Here is a 20,060-nt window from a genome sequence, read left to right as displayed (position 1 = left end):
CGCGCCGGGATGCACATCCAGGTCACCGGCCGCGGCCCGGCCCTGGTCCTGCTGCACGGCTGGGCCCTCAACGCGGCGGTGTTCGCGCCCCTGGTGGAGCAGCTGTCCGACCGCTTCCAGCTGCACCTGGTCGACCTGCCCGGCCACGGCCACAGCCGCGGCGACCGCCTGCCGCTGGCGCTGGAACCGGTGGTGGCCACGCTCGCGGCGGTGCTGCCGCCGGCACTGTGGCTGGGCTGGTCGCTGGGCGGCCTGTTCGCCCTGCATGCCGCGGCCACGCGCCCACAGCGCGTGCGCGGCCTGGCGATGGTCGCCTCCAGCCCGCGCTTCGTGCGCGGACCGGACTGGACGGACGCGATCGCCCCGCAGCAGCTGCGCCGGTTCGCCGCCGAGCTGGCCGCCGACTTCCCCGCCACGGTGGACCGTTTCGTCGCGCTCGACCTGATGGGCCGGCACGACGGTCCGGCGACGCTGCATACGCTGCGCCACGCCATCGTCGAGCGCGGCGCGCCCACGGCGGCGGCGCTGCGCGACGGCCTGGACCTGCTGGAGACCTGCGACCTGCGCGCGCGCCTGCCGGACATCGCGGCGCCGGCGCTGTGGATCGCCGGCCAGCGCGACCGCCTGGTCCCGGCCGCCGCGATGCGCGTGGCGGCAGCGGCCATGCCCGACGCCGTCGAAACCACCCTGGCAGGCACCGGCCATGCGCCGTTCCTCGCCCGACCCGCCCAGGTGGCCGCCCTGCTCGACGCGCTGCAGGCGCGCACCGCGGGTCAACGGGACTAGCCGCCGCGATGCCGGCGCCGTGGATCGCCGGCCAGCGCGACCGCCTGGTCCCAGCCGCCATGCCCGACGCCGCCGAGGCCACCCTGCCGGGCACCGGCCATGCGCCGTTCCTCTCCCGATCCGCCCAGATGGCCGCCCTGCTCGATGTGCTGCAGGCGCGCGCCGCGGGGCACCGGGACTGCCGCCGCGACGCCGGCGCCATGGATCGCCGGCCAGCGCGACCGCCTGGTCCCAGCCGCCATGCCCGACGCCGCCGAGACCACCCTGCCGGGCACCGGCCATGCGCCGTTCCTCGCCCAACCCGCCCAGATGGCCGCCCTGCTCGACGCGCTGCAGGCGCGCGCCGCGGGACACCGGGACTGGCCGCCGCGACGCCGGCGCCCGATCATGGCCGCCGGTTTCCCACGGGACACGCGACATGGATCTGGGCATCGCCGGACGCTGGGCGCTGGTATGCGGCGCCAGCAAGGGGCTGGGGCTGGGCTGTGCACAGGCGCTGGCCGCCGAGGGCGCGCACGTCGTCATCGCCGCGCGCCACGCGCCGGCGCTGGAACAGGCCGCCGCCCGGCTGCGCGCCCTGCCGGGCGCCGGCCAGGTCCGCGCGGTCGTCGCCGACGTGGCCACCGAGGCCGGGCGCGAAGCCGCGCTGGCGGCCTGCCCGCAAGTGGACATCCTGGTCAACAACGCCGGCGGCCCGCCCCCGGGCGACTTCCGCGACTGGACCCGGCAGGACTGGCTGGCCGCGATCGACGCCAACATGCTCGCCCCGATCGCGCTGATCCGCGCCACGGTGGACGCAATGTGCGCGCGCGGCTTCGGCCGCATCGTCAACATCACCTCCAACTCGGTGAAGGCGCCCATCGACATCCTCGGCCTGTCCAACGGCGCCCGTTCCGGCCTGACCGGCTTCGTCGCCGGGCTGGCTCGCAACCCGCGCATCGCCGGCAGCGGGGTGACCATCAACAACCTGCTGCCCGGGCGCTTCCTCACCGACCGCCTGCGCCAGACCTTCCGCATCCGTGCCGAGGCCGGCGGCGGGGACGAGGCCGCCATCGCCGCCGCGCAGCGGGCCGAGGTGCCGGCCGGGCGCTTCGGCACCGCCGAGGAATTCGGCGCCGCCTGCGCCTTCCTGTGCAGCGCGCACGCCGGCTACGTCACCGGCCAGAACCTGCTGATCGACGGCGGCGCCTACCCCGGCACGTTCTAGGCACGCCGGCGGCCGGGACGCGGAACGCCGGCCGGCATTGCCCGGCGGCCGGCCTGCCTCCGAAGCGTCCGCCGGTGGCCGCGCCGCAAGCCGGGAAGCGGCGCGAACGCAGGCCGCCGCGACATGCCCCTCCGGTCCGACGGGGGCTGCCGCCCACGCGTCGTGGCCCGGCCACCGCGGTTCGCGGTGCCGCCGCCAGGCCGCCGCGCTCGCCGCCGGCCGGCGCAGCCGCGACAATGCACGCATGACCGAGATGTTCGACCTCCGCCAGGTGCGCCGCGCCGCCGACCGCGCCGCGGCCACCTACGACGGCGCTGCCGCGCTGGCCCACGAAGCCCGCACCCATCTGCTCGAATCGCTGGCCTACCTCGACGACCGCGTGCCCCGCGTGGTCCTGGACCTGGGCGCCGGCACCGGCCAGGCCAGCGCGGCGATGAAGAAGCGCTGGCCGACGGCGCAGGTGATCGCCCTGGACCTGTCGCCGGCGATGCTGCGCCAGGCGAAGCGGCACGCCGGCTGGTGGCGCCCGTTCGCGCGCGTGGCCGGCGACGCGCGCGCCGTGCCGCTGGCCGACCACAGCGTGGACGTGGTGTTCGCCAACCTGTGCCTGCCGTGGACCGACGACCTGCCGGCACTGCTGGCCGGCCTGCGCCGGGTGCTGCGCCCGGGCGGCCTGCTGCTGTGCTCCACCTACGGCCCGGAGACGCTGCTCGAACTGCGCGAGGCCTTCGCCGCCGGCGACGACGCGCCGCACGTGCATCCGGCCACACCGATCGCCCAGCTCGGCGACGCCCTGCTGATGGCCGGGTTCCGCGACCCGGTGCTGGACCGCGACCTGTTCACCCTGACCTATGCCGACCTGCCGGCGCTGCTGCGCGAACTGCGCGCCACCGGTGCCGGCAACGCGCTGGCAAGCCGGCGCCGCACGCTGACCGGCAAGGGCCGCCTGGCCGCGGCGACCGCGGCCTACGAACCGTTGCGCCGGGTGGACGGCAAGCTGCCCAGCACCTGGGAGGTGATCTACGCCCAGGCCTGGGCGCCTGAACCGGGGGCACCGATCCGCGACCAGGGCCAGGAGATCGCCGCCGTCCCGCTGGCCTCGATCCCGATCCGCCGGCGGCCCGGCTGAGCCCGCCCGCCGCACCGCTGGCACCGAAGCAACGAGGGTGACCGTACGGAGAAGGCGCGCGACGCAGCCGGAAGCACGCCGGGGGAATAGCCGCGCCCGGCCGTTCCCGTCCCGGACCGGGAACCTGGAACGCCGGCTGGCCTCAGCCGGCCTCGACCTGCGCGATCCAGTCCTGCAGGTTGTAGTGGTCGCTGACCCGGGCGATGCGTCCGTCGCGCACCTCGAAGAACGTGCCGCCGGGCAGCACGTACTGCTGGCCGTGGGCCTTGGGCAGGCCGGACTCGCTGCGCAGATATTCGCCGTGGACCACATGCTCGGCCGCGACGCGGACGCCGTCGTCGCTGGCCATCACCACCACGTCTTCCAGCCGCTCGCGGTAGCTGGCGTCCCTCCGCGCCAGGAACGCGGCGAAGGCATCGCGCCCGCGCTCGCGCGCGCCCTGGTTGAGATCGTGGACCACGTCCCCGGCCAGCAGGCCGAGCATGCCGTCCCAGTCGCCGCGGTTGAAGGCCTCGTAGTAGTCGCGCACCAGGGCGATGGCCTGCTGGCGGGCGTCGGCGGTGTCCTGGCTCATGGTCGCTCCCGGTGTCGTCGAGCGGCCATGATAGCGGCCGCTCAGGTGCTGCCCAGCAGCAGGTCGTGGTGGAAGTAGTAGACCTCCTGCAGCAGGAAGCGCCAGCTGGTGCGCAGGCTGCGGAAGCGCGTGCTCGGCGTGCCCGAGGGCACCGCGGCGATGCCCAGCTCGCGGCACAGGCGCATGGCGCGGGCCATGTGCAGCGGGTCGGAAACGACGATGGCGCTGTGCAGCCCGTGGCGCTGCATCAGCGTGCGCGCCTGCACCAGGTTCTGGCGCGTGGTGCGCGAGGCGGTCTCGATCAGGATCGCGTCGGCCGGCACGCCATGGCGCAGGGCATAGCGCCGCGCCACCTGCGATTCGGAGAAGCGCGCGCCGCTGCCGCCGAAGCCGCCGGTGAAGATCAGCGTCGCGGCATAGCCGCGCCGGTACAGGTCCAGGCCGTGGCGGATGCGTTCCTCGAACACCGGCGAAGGCCGCGCATCGTAGGCAGCCGCGCCGAGCACGATGATCGCGTCGGCCGGCGCGGCCTGGTCGCGCCAGCCTTCCCAGAAGATCCAGCCGACCACGCCGGCCAGCCACAACACCACCGCCACGCACAGCCAGGCCAGCCAGCGCCAGCGCGGGCGGACGTGCGCCGCGCTCATCCCACGGGCGTCCAGGGCAGGGCATCGATGTCGATGTTGCCGCCGGACAGCAGCAGGCCCACGCGGTGGCCGGCGAAGCGCGCCGGCTCGGCCAGCACCGCGGCCAGGACCGTGGCCGAGGACGGCTCCACGGTCTGCTTGAGTACCTGCCAGAGCAGGCGCATGGCCGCCACCACGGCGGCATCGTCCACCACGATCACCTCGGCGGCATCGCGCAGCAGGGCGAAGTTGGGTTCGCCCAGGGTGCCGCGCAGGCCGTCGCAAATCGTGTCCGGGACGAAGTCCACCAGGCGCCGGCCCGCGGCCAGCGAGCGTGCGGTGTCGGCCGCTCCGGCCGGCTCGGCCAGCACCAGCCGGCTGTCCGGCGCCGCCCCGCGCAGCGCCAGCAGGGTGCCGGCAGCCAGGCCGCCGCCGCCGACCGGCACCACCAGGGTGTCCAGGCCGGGCTGCTGGCCGAGCAGTTCCAGCGCCGCGGTGCCCTGCCCGGCGATCACCGCCGCGTCGGCGTAGGGATGCACCAGCACCGCGCCGGTGCTGGCCTGCACCTGGGCGCACATGGCCTCGCGCGCGGCGATGTTCGGCGCGCAGCGCCACAAGGTGGCGCCATGGCGGGTGATGTTGGCCAGCTTGGCCGCCACCGCGCCCTCGGGCACCACCACGTGGCAGGCGATGCCGCGGGTGCGCGCGGCCAGCGCCAGCGCCGCGCCGTGGTTGCCGGAGGAATGGGTCACCACCCCGCGCGCCGCCTGTTCCGGGGGCAGCGACCACACCGCGTTGCAGGCGCCGCGGAACTTGAAGGCGCCGCTGCGCTGCAGGTGCTCGGCCTTGAAATGCAGCTCGGCCCCGGCGAGGGCGTCGAGGCTGTGCGAATGCAGGACCGGCGTGACGTGGGCATGGGGCGCGATGCGCACCGCCGCCGCCAGCACGTCGTCGTGGCTGGGCAGGGAGGAAGCTTCCATGATGCAAAGGGTAGCGCAGCGCCCCGCCGTCCGAGCACCATGGCGTATCGCCGGCGCGTGCCGGGGCGAATCCGGTCCAATTAAGGACGGATTCAATGCCCGGCGCCGAAGCTGGCCACATGCACGGAGAGGGGGCCCGATGAAAAAGCACCTGATGATCGCCCTGGCGGCCGCTGCCCTGTTGGGCGGTTGCGCCACCTACGACTACACCGGCGCCGGCGGCGGTTACTACCGCGGCACCGGTGGCGGCACCTATTACCGCTACGACGGCTACTACGGCGGTTACGGTGGCTGGGACGGCTACACGCCGTTTTACTACGGCTACCCGTACTACGACTACGGCGGCCGCCGCTATTACCGCCAGCCGCCGCCGCCCCGGCCGCGCCCGCCCGACGGCCATCCGTACCCGCCGCATGCCGGCCCGGGCCCGGGGCAACGTCCGCCGCAGATGGGCAACGGGCCGCGCCCGAACCGGCCGCCGCCGCAGCAGCGCCCCACGCCGCCGTCGGGCAGGCCCACCGCGCCGTGGCGCAACATGGGCCGGATGCGTTCGGGGGATACCGACAAGTGACGGGTTGGGCAAAACCGGACGCGGTACTTGCACAACGGCGCGCATGCCTGCATCCTGCGTCTCCGGAATGACCCATCGCGTCCAAAAGTGACACGTTCCGGTCGGCCACGCTTTCTATGCCGATGTCCGGCGGGATATCTGGATCCCCCCTGTTCCGGCCCTGGCGGGCATCGGCACCCATCCAGCAAAAAGCCCCGCGATCGCGGGGCTTTTTGCTGGGCGCCTGTGCGGGGAGATGCCCGCCGATGGCCCATGATCGGCGGCAGGTGCTTCCCCGGGGTGCGCCATGGCCGTCCCCTGTTCCAATGCCGGCCCGCGCACTGCGCGCGGCCACCCCGGGTGCAAGGGATTATCTGCATGAACCGTGCCAACGTCGGCCGCCGGGCCGGCCGGCATAGAATCCCCACCTCGCCGAGTCCCGCGGACGCCGCCATGTCCTGTTTGCCGTTCCTCCCCATTGCGCCTCGCGCCCGGTCCCCGCGGCCGGTACCTGCCCCCGCCAGGCGCGCTGCCGGCGACAACGACGCCATGGCCGGCAGCCGGCGACAGACCGTCGCCCGGGCGGGCGTTTGCCGGAACCTGCCGCGATGAACCACGCCTTCCACCGCTACGACGTGATCGTGATCGGCGGCGGCCATGCCGGCACCGAGGCCGCGCTGGCGTCCGCGCGCGCCGGGGCGCGCACGCTGCTGCTCACCCACAACATCGAGACGGTCGGGGCGATGAGCTGCAACCCGGCCATCGGCGGCATCGGCAAGGGCCACCTGGTCAGGGAGATCGATGCCCTCGGCGGGGCGATGGCGCACGCGGCCGACCTGGCCGGCATCCAGTGGCGCACGCTCAACGCCAGCAAGGGCCCGGCGGTGCGCGCCACCCGCTGCCAGGCCGACCGCGGCCTGTACCGCAGCGCAATCCGCCGCATCGTCGAGCACCAGCCCGGCCTGACCGTGTTCCAGGCGGCGGTGGATGACCTGGTGATCGAGGGCGATGCCGTGCGCGGGGCGATCACCAACACCGGGCTGCGCTTCGAGGCCGCGGCGGTGGTGCTGACCGCCGGCACCTTCCTGGCCGGCAAGATCCACATCGGCCCCACCCAGTACACCGCCGGGCGCATGGGCGACCCGCCGGCGACCACGCTGGCCGCGCGCCTGCGCGAGCGCCCGTTCGCCATCGACCGGCTCAAGACCGGCACGCCGCCGCGCATCGACGGGCGCACGCTGGACTACGCGGCGATGCAGGAGCAGCCCGGCGACGATCCGCTGCCGGTGATGTCGTTCATGGGCGAGGTGGCCGAGCATCCGCGCCAGGTCAGCTGCTGGATCACCCACACCACCCAGCGCACCCACGACATCATCCGCGCCGCGCTGGACCGCTCGCCGCTGTACACCGGCCAGATCGAGGGCATCGGCCCGCGCTACTGCCCGTCGATCGAGGACAAGGTGGTGCGCTTCGCCGAGAAGGCCAGCCACCAGATCTTCGTCGAGCCCGAAGGGCTGGACGTGGCCGAGATCTACCCCAACGGCATCTCCACCTCGCTGCCGTTCGACGTGCAGCTGGAACTGGTGCGCAGCATCGCCGGCTTCGAGCACGCCCACATCACCCGTCCCGGCTACGCCATCGAGTACGACTTCTTCGACCCGCGCGGGCTCAAGGCCACGCTGGAGACCAAGCTGGTCGAGGGCCTATTCTTCGCCGGCCAGATCAACGGCACCACCGGTTACGAGGAGGCCGCCGCGCAGGGCCTGCTGGCCGGCCTCAACGCCGCGCGCTTCGTGCATGGCCGCGAGGGCTGGTCGCCGCGCCGCGACCAGGCCTACCTGGGCGTGCTGGTGGACGACCTGATCACCCACGGCACCAGCGAGCCGTACCGCATGTTCACCAGCCGCGCCGAATACCGGCTGCAGCTGCGCGAGGACAACGCCGACGCGCGCCTGACCGCCATCGGCCGCGAGTTGGGCGTGGTGGACGATGCGCGCTGGACGCGCTTTGCCGCCAAGCAGGAGGCGGTGGAACGCGAGACCCAGCGCCTGCGTGGCCTGTGGGCGACGCCAGGCAACGCGCTGGGGCGCGAGGTGGAAGCCACGCTGGGCGTGGCGGTCAGCCGCGAGACCAACGCGCTGGACCTGATCAAGCGCCCGGAGCTGGACTACGCCAAGCTCGCGTCGGTGCCCGGCATCGGCCCCGGCGTGGACGATGCACAGGTGGCCGAGCAGGTCGAGATCGGCATCAAGTACGCCGGCTACCTGGACCGCCAGCGCGAGGAGATCGCGCGCCAGCAGCGCCACGAGGGCACGCCGATCCCCGCGGAATTCGACTACGCGTCGGTGCGCGGGCTGTCGGCCGAGGTGCAGCAGAAGCTCGAGCGCGTGCGCCCGCAGACCGTGGGCCAGGCCCAGCGCATCCCCGGCATGACCCCGGCGGCGATCTCGCTGCTGCTGGTGCACCTGGAGCGCGCGCGCCGCAGCCGGGTGGCGTAACGACTGGCCCGGTCGGGCAAGCGTGGCCCAGGCAAGCACAGCGCCCCGGGACACTGGATGGCATGCGACTGCCCCGTGAAGGCCTTTGGCCTGGCCGGGGTTGCACGTTGAATCGCGCCCGGCGCAGCCAAGGACAGGGATACTTCGGCTCTTTCCTTCCTCCCTTGCGAAGCAGGGGGCGAGTACGAGCGCCTGCAAGCCACTGGCTTGCGCTCGCCGCAGCGACCACTGGCTGCGCCGGGGTCCGGTCAGTCGGGGAGGGGTGCCGTTGCTGTCGCCTGGGCTTTCGACCTATCCGCTTGTTGATGGGCTACCGACGATCAGGCAATCAAGAGCAAAAGCACCCCTCCCCTGCGCTGCGCGCAAGGGAGGGGGAGAAGATCAATCGTTCTCTTCGGCCGCCTCGCGCCCCTGCTGGCGGATGAGCGCCTCCTGGCGCGCATCCTCGATCGAGGCCTGCACCGCGCGCACGTCGGCGCGATGGGTGTCGAACACGAAGCGGCCGGTCAGCGCCGTATCGGCGCGCAGCTCGCCCTTCTCGAACAGAGCCCACATCTCCTCGCCGTGGTGCAGTTCGGCCAGTGCCGGGGCGAAGCCGGCCAGGTAGTCGCGGATGCGGTGCACGTCGTGCAGCAGCAGCGCGCGCGCGGAATTGTTGCCGGCGGCGCTGACCACCTGCGGGAAGTCGATGATCACCGGCCCGTCCGGCGCCACCAGCACGTTGTATTCGGACAGGTCGCCATGCACCAGGCCGAGGCTGAGCATGCGCACCACGTCGGCGACCAGCGCGGCGTAGTACGCCTCGGCCTGGGCCGGTTCCAGCTCGATCTCGCCCAGCCGCGGCGCGCTGTGGCCGTCGGCATCGGTCACCAGCGCCATCAGCAGCACGCCGTGGAAATAGCCGTGCGGCCGCGGCACGTGCACGCCGGCATCGGCCAGCTGGTAGAGCGTGGTGGCCTCGATGTCCTTCCACGCCTCCTCCTGCTCGCGGCGGCCGAACTTGCTGGCCTTGCCGATCGCCCGCGCCTGGCGGCTGCCGCGCACCTTGCGGCCTTCCTGGTAGACCACGCGCGCCTGGAAGCTGCGCTGCGCCATGTCCTTGTAGAGCTTGGCGCACAGCACTTCCTCGCCGGCGCGCACCACGTAGACGGACGCTTCCTTGCCGCTCTTGAGCGGTCGCAGCACCTCGTCGATCAGGCCATCGTCGATCAGCGGCTGCAGGCCCTGGGGAGTTCTCATGGAAAAAGCGTTGGCGGGAGGAAAGGAAGTATGACCCAACGCCACCAAAACCCGCCGTGACCGGCGCACCGCCGCCGTCCGGCGGGGGCGTACAGTGGCCTGGACGGCCCGCGACGGCGCCGTCGCACGTTCCCACCGATCCACCACGCAGGCGAGGGTGTCATGAGCAAGGGAATGAACCAGAAGAAGGGCGAGAAGAAGCAGCCGACCAAGACGCTCAAGGAAAAGCGCGCGGCCAAGCAGGAAAAGAAGAAGCAGTCATGATCGGCAGGTGGCCGTGCCGGTATCGGCGCGGCCACTGACGGCGTCCACGCCCGTCACCGTGACCGGACAGGGACGGTTCCGCGGCCGTCACCCCTCGCTCCCGGCAACTGCGGAACGCAGCCTCGCCGTCCGGCCCCGCGTCCTCGCAAGATCAAGACAGGACGGCGCCGGCAAGGGCGACGCCGACCGCGAAAACGGCCAGCCGCCCGCGCCGGCGCCGATCCCTCAGCGGGCCGGCACGGCCGGTCCGCGTGCACGCTGCAGGAAATCCACCACCGACTGCACCCAGGCGGCATGGGTGTCCTCCACGTGGGCGACATGGTCGGCGGCCGGCAGCGTCACCCAGCTGCGGTCCTCGGTGCCCAGGCGCAGGTACAGGTGGTCGTTCTCCTCCTGGGTGGCCAGCGGGTCGCGCGCGCCGCGCAGCAGCAGCACCGGCACGCGTACCTGCTCGGGCACATAGCGGAATTCGGTGGAGGCGCGCCAGTCGGTCCTGACCGGATCGGCCGCCAGCGCCTGGGCCACGTAGGCCTCGCGCACCGCCGCCGGTGCCGCGCCGGCGACGACGAAGTCCGAGGCCGCCGCCTCGGCGGTGGTGCGCAGGCGCGGCGGTTGCGGGGCGTCCGAGCCCGGCTCGGGGGCCACCGGCACCGGCAGGGCGACGTCGTCGGGAAAGCCGTACAGCACCGCCGCCGAGATCGGGGCGCCGGGGCGCTGCGCCGCCAGCAGCGCCAGTCGCGCGCCGTTGGAATAGCCCAGCAGCGCCGGCGGCGGCAGCCCCGGATGGCGGCGGGCGATCCAGTCAAGCACGGCGTCCACGTCCGCCAGCGCGCGTGCCGGCGTGTCCCAGCCGCTGGCATCGCGCGGGGTGGCGCCGTAGCCGCGCAGGTCCACGGCGTACGCGGCATAGCCGGCCCGGGCCAGCGCCGCGAGCACCGAACGCGAATCGGCCGGCTCGCCCGGCACCTGCAGGTCGAAGTTGGGCCGCGCGCTCCACGTCCGCCCGTGCACCAGCAGGACGGTGCCGCGCGGATGCGCCGGCGCGCGCGCCCACAGCGCCAGCGGCAGGCCATCGTCGGCGGTGACGGTGAAGCGCTGGGTCGCCGGTACCACCGGCCGCGCCGGCGCGGCGAAGGCCGGCACCAGGGCCAGGCACAGCAAGAGGCGCAACAGTCGCGACATGCGCGTACTCCGGTCGGGGACCGGGGCATCTTCGCGCGGAAACGGCACCGACGTCATGATCGTCGGGCATATGGGCCGGTCGCCCGTGTCGCGATGCAACCTCGCCGCGGCAGGCCGCGGCCGGATATCGCCGGACTTACAATCCGGCGACCCACGCGAGATGCCCGCCATGACCCCGTTCCCCGACGACACCGCGCTGGTCGTGGTCGACCTGCAGCCGGACTTCATGCCCGGCGGCGCCCTGCCCTGCCACGACGGCGACGCGATCGTGCCGGCGATCGACGCGCTGCTGCGCGCGCGCCGCTACCGCACGGTGGTGGCCACCCAGGACTGGCACCCGGCCGACCATGCCTCCTTCGCTTCGCAACACCCCGGCCACGCGCCGTTCGAACGGATCGACCTGCATGGCCAGCCGCAGACGCTGTGGCCGGACCACTGCGTCCAGGGCACGCCCGGCGCCGCGCTCGCTCCGGGCGTGGACTGGGACGCCGCCGACCTGATCCTGCGCAAGGGCACGCACCGGCAGGTCGATTCCTACAGCGCCTTCCGCGAGACCCTCGGCCCGGACGGCACCCGCCCCGCCACCGGGCTGGCCGGCTGGCTGCGCGAGCGCGGCATCGCCGAGGTCCACGTGTGCGGGCTGGCGCGCGACTACTGCGTGCTGTGGACCGCGCAGGACGCGGCGGCCGCGGGCCTGCGCGTGCGCTTCCTGTGGGAGCTCACCCGACCGGTCACGCCCGACGGCGATGCCGCCACGCGCACCGCACTGGAAGCGGCCGGCATCGCCCCGGGCTGAGGGCGCCGTCGCCTCGGGGAGACCCGGCGGCCAGGCAGGGGCCATCGTCTCAGGTGCCCTGCCCGATCACGTCACGCCCCGCCATGGGGCTTGCCGGCCTGCTGGCCTGCGGCGAGGCTGGATGTGTCCGCGCCATCCCCGCCGCACGGCGACCGTGGCACCGGCCACGGTTCGGCGCCCGGCCGGTTCCCTCAACGCGCCGCGTCCACGGGTGCCGTCGTGCCCGACTGCGCGTCGGCACCGCCGCCGAGCACCTTGTACAGCGTCACCCGGTTGCTGGCCTCGCTCAGGCGCAGGGTGATCAGGTCCTGCTGCGCGGTGTACAGCGAACGCTGCGAATCCAGCGCGTCGAGGTAGCTGTCCACGCCGTTGCGGTAGCGCGCCTCGGCCAGGGTGTAGCTGCGCTGGGTGACCTCGACCAGGGCGCGCTGCGCATCGAGCTGCTCGTCGATGTTGGCGCGCGCGGCCAGTGCATCGGCGACCTCGCTGAAGGCGGTCTGGATCGCCTGCTCGTACTGCGCCACGGTGATGTCCTTCTCGATCCTGGCCGCGTCCAGCGAGGCCTTGAGCGCGCCGGCGTGGAAGATCGGCAGGGTGATGCTGGGCACGAACGACCAGGTGCGGGTGCCGGCGTCGAACAGGCTGGACAGCTGGTCGCTGCTGCGCCCGGTCGAGGCGGTCAGCGCGATGGTCGGGAAGAACGCCGCGCGCGCCGCGCCGATGTCGGCATTGGCGGCCTTGAGCGTGTGCTCGGCGTAGAGCACGTCCGGGCGCTGCAGCAGCACGGTGGAGGACAGGTCCGCCGGCAGCGGCGCCAGCGCGACCGCATCGCCGGTCGCATCGGTGCCGGGCAGCAGGGTATCGGCCACCGGCGCGCCGACCACCAGCTGCAGCGCGTTGCGCGCCTGCGCCAGCGCGGTGGTGTAGGCGGCCACGTCGGCGCGCGCGCTCTCCACGCTGCTCTGCACCTGCGCCAGGTCGACGCCGGAGACCACGCCCTGCGCGTGCCGGGCCTCGGTCAGCTTGAGCGTCTCGCGCTGGCTGGCCAGGGTCTGCTGCGCCAGCGCCAGCCGCTGCCGGTAGGCGCCGACGGTCAGCCAGTCGCCGGCGACCTCCGCGACCAGGCTCATGCGCGTGTCGCGCTGGGTCTGCGCGGTGGCCAGCCAGGTCTCCAGCGCCTCGTTCTTCAGGCTGCGGATGCGCCCGAACAGGTCCAGCTCCCAGCTGCTGACGCCGACCTCGGCCGAGAGGCTGCGGCTGACCTGCGAGGTGCCGCTGCTGCTGGTGGCGGCGCTGCTGCGCGCGGCGCTGTGGCTGGCGCTGGCGTCCACGCTGGGCAGCAGGTCGGCGCGCTGGATGCGGTAGCTGGCGCGCGCCTTCTCGATGTTGAGCATGGCCACGCGCAGGTCGCGGTTGTTGTCCAGCGCCAGCGCGATCACCTGCTGCAGCTGCGGGTCCAGGAATACCTGGCGCCAGTCCAGCTCGGCCACCGGCACCGCGGCCGCATCGGCCGCCGGCAGCGCGCCGAAATCCTGCGGCACCGGCGCGTCGGGCCGCGCGTAGCGCGGTGCCATGCTGGCGCAGCCGGACAGCACGGCCAGGCAGGCCGCGGCCAGCACGGCCCGCGCGACTGTGGGACGACGGCTCATGGGGTCACCTCGGGGGCGGGGGCCGCCGGCGCGCGGCGGCGACCGGGGAACAGGCTGCGCACGATCACGTAGAACAGCGGGACGAAGAAGATGCCCAGCAGGGTCGAGACCAGGGTGCCGCCGAACACGCCGGTGCCCAGCGAATGGCGCCCGCCCGAGCCGGCGCCGCTGCTGACCACCAGCGGCAGCACGCCGAGCAGGAACGCCATCGAGGTCATCAGGATCGGCCGCAGGCGCATGCGCGCGGCGTGCAGCACCGCCTCGACCAGCGGCTGGCCCTTTTCCTCCAGTTCCTGGGCGAACTCGACGATCAGGATGCCGTTCTTGGCCGCCAGGCCCACGGTGGTGAGCAGGCCGACCTGGAAGTAGACGTCGTTGTTGAGCCCGCGCAGGGTGGTCAGCAGCAGCGCGCCGACGATGCCGATCGGCACCGCCAGCATCACCGAGAACGGGATCGACCAGCTCTCGTACAGCGCCGCCAGGCACAGGAACACGAACAGCAGCGACACCGCGTAGAGGAACGGCGCCTGGTTGCCCGACAGCCGCTCCTGGTAGGACAGGCCGGCCCATGAATAGCCCATGCCGTTGGGCAGGTCCGCGACCAGCTTCTCCATCGCGGCCATCGCGGTACCCGAGCTGGTGCCGCTGGCCGCCTCGCCGCTGATCTCCATCGAGGCGCTGCCATTGAAGCGGGTCAGGGTGGCCGGCGCGTAGCTCCACTGGCTGCTGGAGAAGGACGAGAACGGCACCATCTGCCCGTCGCTGTTGCGCACCGACCAGCGGCCGATGTCGTCGGGCAGCATGCGCGCGGCGGCCTCGCCCTGCACGTAGACCTTCTTGACCCGGCCGCGGTTGATGAAGTCGTTGACGTAGGTGCCGCCCATCGCGGTGGACAGGGTGGCGTTGATGTCGCTGGTGGCCAGGTCCAGCGCGCCGGCCTTGGCGTCGTCGATCTGCACCTGGAAGCTGGGCGCGTCCTCGACCGCGGAATAGCGCACCTTGGACAGGGCCGGGTTCTGGTTGGCCAGCTGCAGCAGTTGCTGGCGCGCGGCGACCAGCGCATCGTGGCCGGCACCGCCCAGGTCCTGTAGCTCGAAGGTGAAGCCGCCGGTCTGGCCCATGCCGGGGATGCCCGAGGGCGTCACCGCGAAGATCTGCGCATCGGGGATGCCGGCCATGGCCTTGGTGATGCGGGTGCCGACCTCCTGCGCGCTGGCCTTGCGCTGCGACCAGTCCTTGAGCCGGATGAAGGCCTGGCCGCCGCTCTGCGAGCTGTTGCCGCCACCGCCGCCGGAACCGGCGTTGGCCATGATCGTGGACACCTCCGGCTGCGCCATCGCGTAGCGGGTGAGCTGGTCCATCGCCGCCTGGGTGCGCTGCATCGTGGTGCCGGCGGGCAACTTGATCTGCACGATCAGCGTGCCCTGGTCCTCCTCGGGCAGGAACGAGGTCGGCAGGCGCCAGAACAGCAGGCCCATCAACGCGATCAGCACCAGGTAGAAGGCCAGGCCCAGGCCGCGCCGGCCGAGCAGGCGCTGCACGCCGTGGTGGTAGCGCTCGGTGCTGCGGTCGAACAGGCGGTTGAAGCCGGCGAAGAAGCGCCCCAGCGCGCCGCGGTGCACGGCATGGCCGTCCGGGCCCGGCGGCCGCAGCAGGCTGGCGCACAGCGCCGGGGTCAGGGTCATGGCCACCAGCACCGACAGGATCATCGAGGCGGCGACGGTCACCGAGAACTGGCGATAGATCATGCCGGTGGAACCGCCGAAGAACGCCATCGGCACGAACACCGCGGTCAGCACCAGCACGATGCCCACCAGCGCGCCGGTGATCTGGTCCATCGACTTGCGCGTGGCCTCGCGCGGCGACAGGTGTTCCTCGCTCATCACCCGCTCGACGTTCTCCACCACCACGATGGCGTCGTCCACCAGCAGGCCGATGGCCAGCACCATGCCGAACATGGTCAGGGTATTGATCGAGTAGCCCATCACCGCGAGCACGCCGAAGGTGCCCATCAGCACCACCGGCACGGCGATGGCCGGGATCAGCGTGGCGCGCCAGCTCTGCAGGAACAGGTACATGATCAGCACGACCAGCACGATCGCCTCGATCAGGGTCTTGACTACCTCCTCGATCGAGATCTTCACGAACGGGGTGGTGTCCATCGCCACCTGGTACTGCAGCCCGGTCGGGAAGAACGGCTTGAGCTGCTCCAGCCGCGCCTGCACCGCCTCGGACACCTGCATGGCGTTGGCGCCGCTGGCCAGTTCCACGCCCATGCCGGCGGCCGGCTTGCCGTTGAAGGTGGAGTTGACGTTGTAGTTCTCCCCGCCCAGCTCGACCTTGGCCACGTCGGACAGGTGCACCACCGCGCCGGCGGCATCGGACTTGACCACGATCGCCCGGAACTGGTCCGGCGTCTGCAGCCGGCTGCGCGCGGTCACGGTGACGTTCAGCGCCTGGCCGTCCACCGCCGGCAGCGCGCCGAGCTGGCCGGAGGACACGTCGTTGTTCTGCGCGGTGATCGCGCTGGTGACGTCGGAAGGCATCAGCGAGTAGGTGCGCAGCTTCTCCGGGTCCAGCCAGATGCGCATGGCGTACTGCGCGCCCATCACCTGGACGTTGCCCACGCCGTCCACGCGGCTGATCGGGTCCTGGATCGAGGACACCATGTAGTCGGCGATGTCGGTCTTGGCCATCGAGCCATCGCTGGAGCTGAAGGCCAGCATCATGAAGATGTTGCCCGAGGACTTGGTCACGGTGACGCCGGTGCTCTGCACCGTGTCCGGCAGCTTGGACTGGGCCTGCTGCAGCTTGTTCTGCACCTGCATCTGGGCGGTATCCGGATCGGTGCCCGAGGTGAAGGTCAGGGTGACCGAGGCGGCACCGGAGGAGGTGCTGCTCGAGGACATGTACATCAGGTTGTCCAGCCCGGTCATGCTCTGCTCGATGACCTGGGTGACCGAGTTCTCCACGGTCTGGGCCGAGGCGCCGGTGTAGGTGGCGCGGATCGACACCGAGGGCGGGGCGATGTCCGGGTACTGCTCCAGCGGCAGCGTGCTGATCGACAGCAGGCCGGCCAGGGTGATGACGATGGCGATGACCCAGGCGAAGATGGGCCGGTCGATGAAGAAGCGGGCCATGGCGGTTCCTTACTTCGCCTGGCCGCCGGCCGCAGGCGCCTGCGCCTGCGCCTGGCCGGTCGCCACGTCCTGGACCTCGACCGTATCCCCGGCCTTGACCTTGCTGCCGCCCTGGACGATCAGCTTCTCGCCGGCCTTCAGCCCGGCGCCGATCACCCACTGGTCCTTGAGCGCGGTGTCGGCCTGGACCACGCGCTGCTCGACCTTGTTGTCCGCCCCGACCAGCAGCACCGTGGCCTCGCCCTTGGTGTTGCGGGTGACCGCGCTCTGCGGCACCAGGATGGCGTTGTCGTCCACCGCCATCGGCAGCACCGCGCGCACGTAGGTGCCGGGCAGCAGCAGGGCGTCCGGATTGGGCACCACCGCGCGCAGGACGACGTTGCCGGTGCCGGTATCCACCGAGGTGCCGACGAACTCCAGCGTGCCCGGATGGGCGTAGGTGCTGCCGTCCTCGAGCACGATCTGCACCTGGGCCTTGCCGTCGATGGCCTTGAGCGCGCCGCTGGCCAGCTGCTTGCGCAGCGCCAGCAGCTGGGCGCTGGTCTGGGTGACGTCCACGTAGATCGGGTCGAGCTGCTGGATGGTGGTCAGCGCGGTGTCCTGGCCGGCGGTCACCAGCGCGCCCGGGGTGTAGGCCGAGGTGCCGATGCGCCCGGAGATCGGCGCGCTGATGCGGGTGTAGTCCAGGTTGATCTTCGCGCTCTGCAGCGCGGCGCGGGCCGCCAGCACCGCCGCCTCGTTCTGGCGCAGGGTGGACACCGCGTTGTCGGCGTCCTGCTTGCTCACCGCGTCGAGCTTGACCAGGGCGTCGTAGCGCTGCACCTGCGGCCGCGAGGCCAGCACCGCCGCCTCGGCCTCGGCCAGCTGGCCCTTGGCGCTGTCGTAGGCGGCCTGGTAGGTGGCCGGATCGATCTGGTAGAGCACCTGCCCGGCCTTGACCTCCTGGCCCTCGGTGAACAGGCGCTTCTGGATGATGCCGCCGACCTGCGGGCGCACCTCCGAGACCATGTGGGCCACGGTGCGCCCGGCCAGGGTCTGCTGCTTCTCAAGGCGCTGGGTGGCGACGGTCTGCACGCCGACCACGGCCGGGGTGGCGGTTTGTTCGGCGTGGCGGGAACAGGCGGCCAGCGCCACCAGCAGGGCCAGCGCGCAGCCGCGGGCAGGCAGGGAATAGGGGCGGGAAACAGGCATGGGGGGCGACCGCTTCGGTTCTCCGGAGGCCGCCATGCTCGGCGGCGAATGTGCAGCAAATTTGAAGATTACACGTGACGGCCGGTTTGCCCTTGCCTTGCGCCCCCGCCTGGACCGCTAATGATGCCTTCTTCCACCTGCCCCGGGCCCGCGGATGAAACCCGGTCTGACCGCCAAACTGTTCCTGGCCGTGCTCGCCGCCTGCGCGCTGGTGCTGCTGGTCAACGGCGTGGCCGCGCGCATGTTCTTCCAGCGCGCGTTCTTCGGCTACCTCAACGACCAGGGCGTGGAGCGCATGCAGGAGGTGCTGCCGCGGCTGGGCGCGGAGTATGCCACCCACGGCAGCTGGGACTTCGTCCGCGACAACCCCTCGGCCTGGTTCGCGCTGATGCGCCCGGAACGGCGCGCGGACGCACGCCCGCGGGCGCCCTCGATCTCCGACCAGACCGGCGCGGTGCCGCGCTTCGCCGTGCTCGACCGCGACTACCGGGTGCTGGTCGGCAATCCCGCCGCCGGCCGCGATTCCATCCTGCGCCCGATCGATGCCGGTGGGCGCGTGGTCGGCTGGATGGCGATGGTGCCGTTCCAGCGCGCGCTCGGCGCCGGCGACGCCCGCTTCTTCGCAGCCCAGGTGCACGCCTGGTGGATGATCGGCAGCGCCTCGGTGCTGGTGGCCGCGCTGCTGGCCTGGCTGCTCTCGCGCACCCTGCTGCGGCGCATGCGCGGGCTGGCGCTGGCCACCCACCGCCTGGCCGCCGGCGACTACACCATCCGCATCGATGCCGGCGGCCACGACGAGCTCGGCCAGCTGGCGCGCGACTTCAACCAGCTCGCCGCCGCGCTCGAGCACAACGAGCGTGCCCGGCGCGGCTTCATGGCCGACATCTCGCACGAGCTGCGCACCCCGCTGGCGGTGCTGCGCGCCGAGCTGGAGGCGATGCAGGACGGTATCCGCCAGCCGACCGCCGACACTCTGGCGGCGCTGGACCAGCAGGTGCGCCAGCTCGGCAAGCTGGTGGACGACCTGCACGACCTGTCGCTGACCGACGTCGGCGCGCTGGCCTACCGGCGCACGCCGATCGACCTGGCCACGGTGCTGGAGACCGCCGTGTCGGGCATGCGCGGGCGCTTCGCCGATGCCGGCCTGGTGCTGCAGGCCAATGCCGGCGGCGGCCCGTTGCCGGTGCTCGGCGACGAGCGCCGCCTGCACCAGCTGTTCGCCAACCTGCTGGAGAACGCGCTGCGCTACACCGACGCGCCGGGCCGGGTGCACGTGGGCTGGCGCCGCCAGGACGGCCAGGCCGACGTGCGGGTCGAGGACACCGCGCCGGGCGTGGAGCCGGCGCGGCTGCCGCACCTGTTCCAGCGCTTCTACCGCGCCGAGGACTCGCGCAACCGCGCCAGCGGCGGCAGCGGGCTGGGGCTGGCGATCGGCCGCAACATCGTCGAGGCGCACGGCGGCCGCATCGACGCGACGCCCTCGCCGCTGGGCGGGCTGCGCATCACCGTGCACCTGCCGCTGCGGGAGACGCCATGAGCGTGGACGACGCCGGCCGGGTGCTGATCGTGGAGGACGAGCCGCGCCTGGCCGCGGTGCTCGGCGAGTACCTGCAGGCGGCCGGCTACCGCCACGACTGGATCGACGACGGCGCCCGCGCGGTGGAGGCGGTACGCACGCTGCGGCCGGACCTGGTGCTGCTGGACCTGATGCTGCCGCACCGCGACGGCGTGGAGATCTGCCGCGAGCTGCGCGGCTTCAGCGACGTGCCGGTGATCATGGTCACCGCGCGCGCCGACGAGGTGGACCGCCTGCTCGGCCTGGAGATCGGCGCCGACGACTACGTGTGCAAGCCGTTCAGCCCGCGCGAGGTGATCGCCCGGGTCAACGCGGTGCTGCGCCGCCACCGCCATGCCCCCGGCATGGCGCCCATGGCCGGCCTGCGCATCGACGAGGACGCCTTCCGCGCCAGCGTCGACGGCCGCGACCTGGACCTGACCCTGGTCGAGTTCCGCCTGCTGCGCACCCTGGCCGCCACCCCGGGCCGGGTGTATTCGCGCGAGCAGCTGATGGACCGGCTCTACGCCGACCACCGCATCGTCACCGACCGCACCGTGGACAGCCACATCAAGAACCTGCGCCACAAGCTGGCCGCGGCCGGCGGCGAGGACTGGATCCGCTCGGTGTACGGCGTCGGCTACCGCTTCGACGCCTGACGCCTGACGCCGGCCGCGCGGGCCGATAGGCTAGG

At 72.7% G+C, this 20,060-nt stretch carries 16 protein-coding genes and 1 pseudogene; 9 read left to right on the top strand and 8 right to left on the bottom strand.

Features of this window, described 5'->3' with window-relative positions; all coding sequences use genetic code 11:
• Positions 1–9 precede the first annotated feature (9 nt).
• The 4 genes and pseudogenes from bioH to bioC all read left to right on the top strand — a co-directional run bounded on the left by bioH (position 10) and on the right by bioC (position 3,122).
• Positions 10–786, top strand: a complete 777-nt coding sequence (bioH, locus tag BN3794_RS01495) for a pimeloyl-ACP methyl ester esterase BioH (protein ID WP_066092312.1) — start codon at positions 10–12, stop codon at positions 784–786.
• 5 nt (positions 787–791) lie between these two features.
• Positions 792–929: pseudogene (locus BN3794_RS16755) on the top strand (pimeloyl-ACP methyl ester esterase BioH); the annotation flags it as partial.
• A 275-nt stretch (positions 930–1,204) separates the two neighbouring features.
• Positions 1,205–1,993 (top strand): SDR family oxidoreductase, encoded by a 789-nt coding sequence (locus tag BN3794_RS01490; RefSeq protein ID WP_066092309.1) that lies wholly within the window; start codon positions 1,205–1,207, stop codon positions 1,991–1,993.
• Positions 1,994–2,237: 244 nt separating this feature from the next.
• Complete coding sequence (bioC, locus tag BN3794_RS01485) at positions 2,238–3,122, top strand: malonyl-ACP O-methyltransferase BioC (RefSeq protein WP_066092306.1); 885 nt, start codon at positions 2,238–2,240, stop codon at positions 3,120–3,122.
• 142 nt (positions 3,123–3,264) lie between these two features.
• Here bioC and BN3794_RS01480 read toward each other — a convergent pair whose 3' ends face one another.
• The 3 genes from BN3794_RS01480 to BN3794_RS01470 are packed head-to-tail and all read right to left on the bottom strand — an operon-like array spanning position 3,265 to position 5,302.
• Complete coding sequence (locus tag BN3794_RS01480; protein WP_066092303.1) at positions 3,265–3,696, bottom strand: ketosteroid isomerase-related protein; 432 nt, start codon at positions 3,694–3,696, stop codon at positions 3,265–3,267.
• 41 nt (positions 3,697–3,737) lie between these two features.
• On the bottom strand, positions 3,738–4,343 hold the full coding sequence (locus BN3794_RS01475; protein ID WP_066092300.1) for a YdcF family protein: 606 nt from the start codon (positions 4,341–4,343) through the stop codon (positions 3,738–3,740).
• Entirely contained in the window at positions 4,340–5,302 is a 963-nt protein-coding gene (locus BN3794_RS01470) for a pyridoxal-phosphate dependent enzyme (protein ID WP_147675611.1), read from the bottom strand. The genes BN3794_RS01475 and BN3794_RS01470 overlap by 4 nt, the downstream gene beginning before the upstream one ends.
• A 139-nt stretch (positions 5,303–5,441) precedes the next feature.
• Between BN3794_RS01470 and BN3794_RS01465 the strand changes: the two genes are divergently transcribed.
• Together BN3794_RS01465 and mnmG are read left to right on the top strand one after the other, a co-directional pair.
• Positions 5,442–5,873: a hypothetical protein gene (locus BN3794_RS01465; protein WP_066092298.1), complete on the top strand. Its 432-nt coding sequence runs from the start codon at positions 5,442–5,444 to the stop codon at positions 5,871–5,873.
• Positions 5,874–6,460: 587 nt separating this feature from the next.
• Entirely contained in the window at positions 6,461–8,350 is a 1,890-nt protein-coding gene (gene mnmG / locus BN3794_RS01460; RefSeq protein WP_066092295.1) for a tRNA uridine-5-carboxymethylaminomethyl(34) synthesis enzyme MnmG, read from the top strand.
• A 381-nt stretch (positions 8,351–8,731) separates the two neighbouring features.
• On the opposite strand, the gene BN3794_RS01455 is transcribed toward mnmG, so the two are convergent.
• Positions 8,732–9,589, bottom strand: coding sequence for a PA4780 family RIO1-like protein kinase (locus BN3794_RS01455; RefSeq protein WP_066092292.1), 858 nt, complete (start codon positions 9,587–9,589; stop codon positions 8,732–8,734).
• A gap of 489 nt (positions 9,590–10,078) precedes the next feature.
• The gene (locus BN3794_RS01450) at positions 10,079–11,026 is read right to left on the bottom strand and encodes an alpha/beta hydrolase (RefSeq protein ID WP_066092484.1); all 948 of its coding nucleotides are present in this window, start codon (positions 11,024–11,026) and stop codon (positions 10,079–10,081) included.
• A 178-nt stretch (positions 11,027–11,204) separates the two neighbouring features.
• Between BN3794_RS01450 and BN3794_RS01445 the strand changes: the two genes are divergently transcribed.
• Positions 11,205–11,831 (top strand): nicotinamidase, encoded by a 627-nt coding sequence (locus tag BN3794_RS01445; RefSeq protein WP_066092289.1) that lies wholly within the window; start codon positions 11,205–11,207, stop codon positions 11,829–11,831.
• Positions 11,832–12,022: 191 nt separating this feature from the next.
• Here the strand turns inward: BN3794_RS01445 and BN3794_RS01440 are convergent, their stop codons facing one another.
• Genes BN3794_RS01440 through BN3794_RS01430 form a run of 3 tightly spaced genes read right to left on the bottom strand, consistent with a single transcriptional unit; the run spans position 12,023 to position 17,811 of the window.
• Complete coding sequence (locus BN3794_RS01440) at positions 12,023–13,480, bottom strand: efflux transporter outer membrane subunit (protein ID WP_066092287.1); 1,458 nt, start codon at positions 13,478–13,480, stop codon at positions 12,023–12,025.
• Positions 13,477–16,620, bottom strand: a complete 3,144-nt coding sequence (locus tag BN3794_RS01435) for an efflux RND transporter permease subunit (protein WP_066092284.1) — start codon at positions 16,618–16,620, stop codon at positions 13,477–13,479. The genes BN3794_RS01440 and BN3794_RS01435 overlap by 4 nt, the downstream gene beginning before the upstream one ends.
• A 9-nt stretch (positions 16,621–16,629) precedes the next feature.
• On the bottom strand, positions 16,630–17,811 hold the full coding sequence (locus tag BN3794_RS01430; protein ID WP_066092281.1) for an efflux RND transporter periplasmic adaptor subunit: 1,182 nt from the start codon (positions 17,809–17,811) through the stop codon (positions 16,630–16,632).
• 154 nt (positions 17,812–17,965) lie between these two features.
• Between BN3794_RS01430 and baeS the strand changes: the two genes are divergently transcribed.
• Both baeS and BN3794_RS01420 read left to right on the top strand, forming a co-directional pair.
• Positions 17,966–19,348, top strand: a complete 1,383-nt coding sequence (gene baeS, locus BN3794_RS01425) for a sensor histidine kinase efflux regulator BaeS (protein WP_066092278.1) — start codon at positions 17,966–17,968, stop codon at positions 19,346–19,348.
• A complete protein-coding gene (locus tag BN3794_RS01420) occupies positions 19,345–20,025 on the top strand; it encodes a response regulator (protein WP_066092275.1) in 681 nt (226 codons plus the stop codon). Before baeS ends, BN3794_RS01420 begins: the two co-directional genes overlap by 4 nt.
• The last annotated feature ends 35 nt before the right edge of the window (positions 20,026–20,060 follow it).

The organism is Xanthomonas massiliensis (assembly GCF_900018785.1).
In the GTDB taxonomy this organism is placed as follows: Bacteria; Pseudomonadota; Gammaproteobacteria; order Xanthomonadales; family Xanthomonadaceae; genus Xanthomonas_B; species Xanthomonas_B massiliensis.
This window is presented reverse-complemented; position numbering and strand designations above follow the sequence as displayed.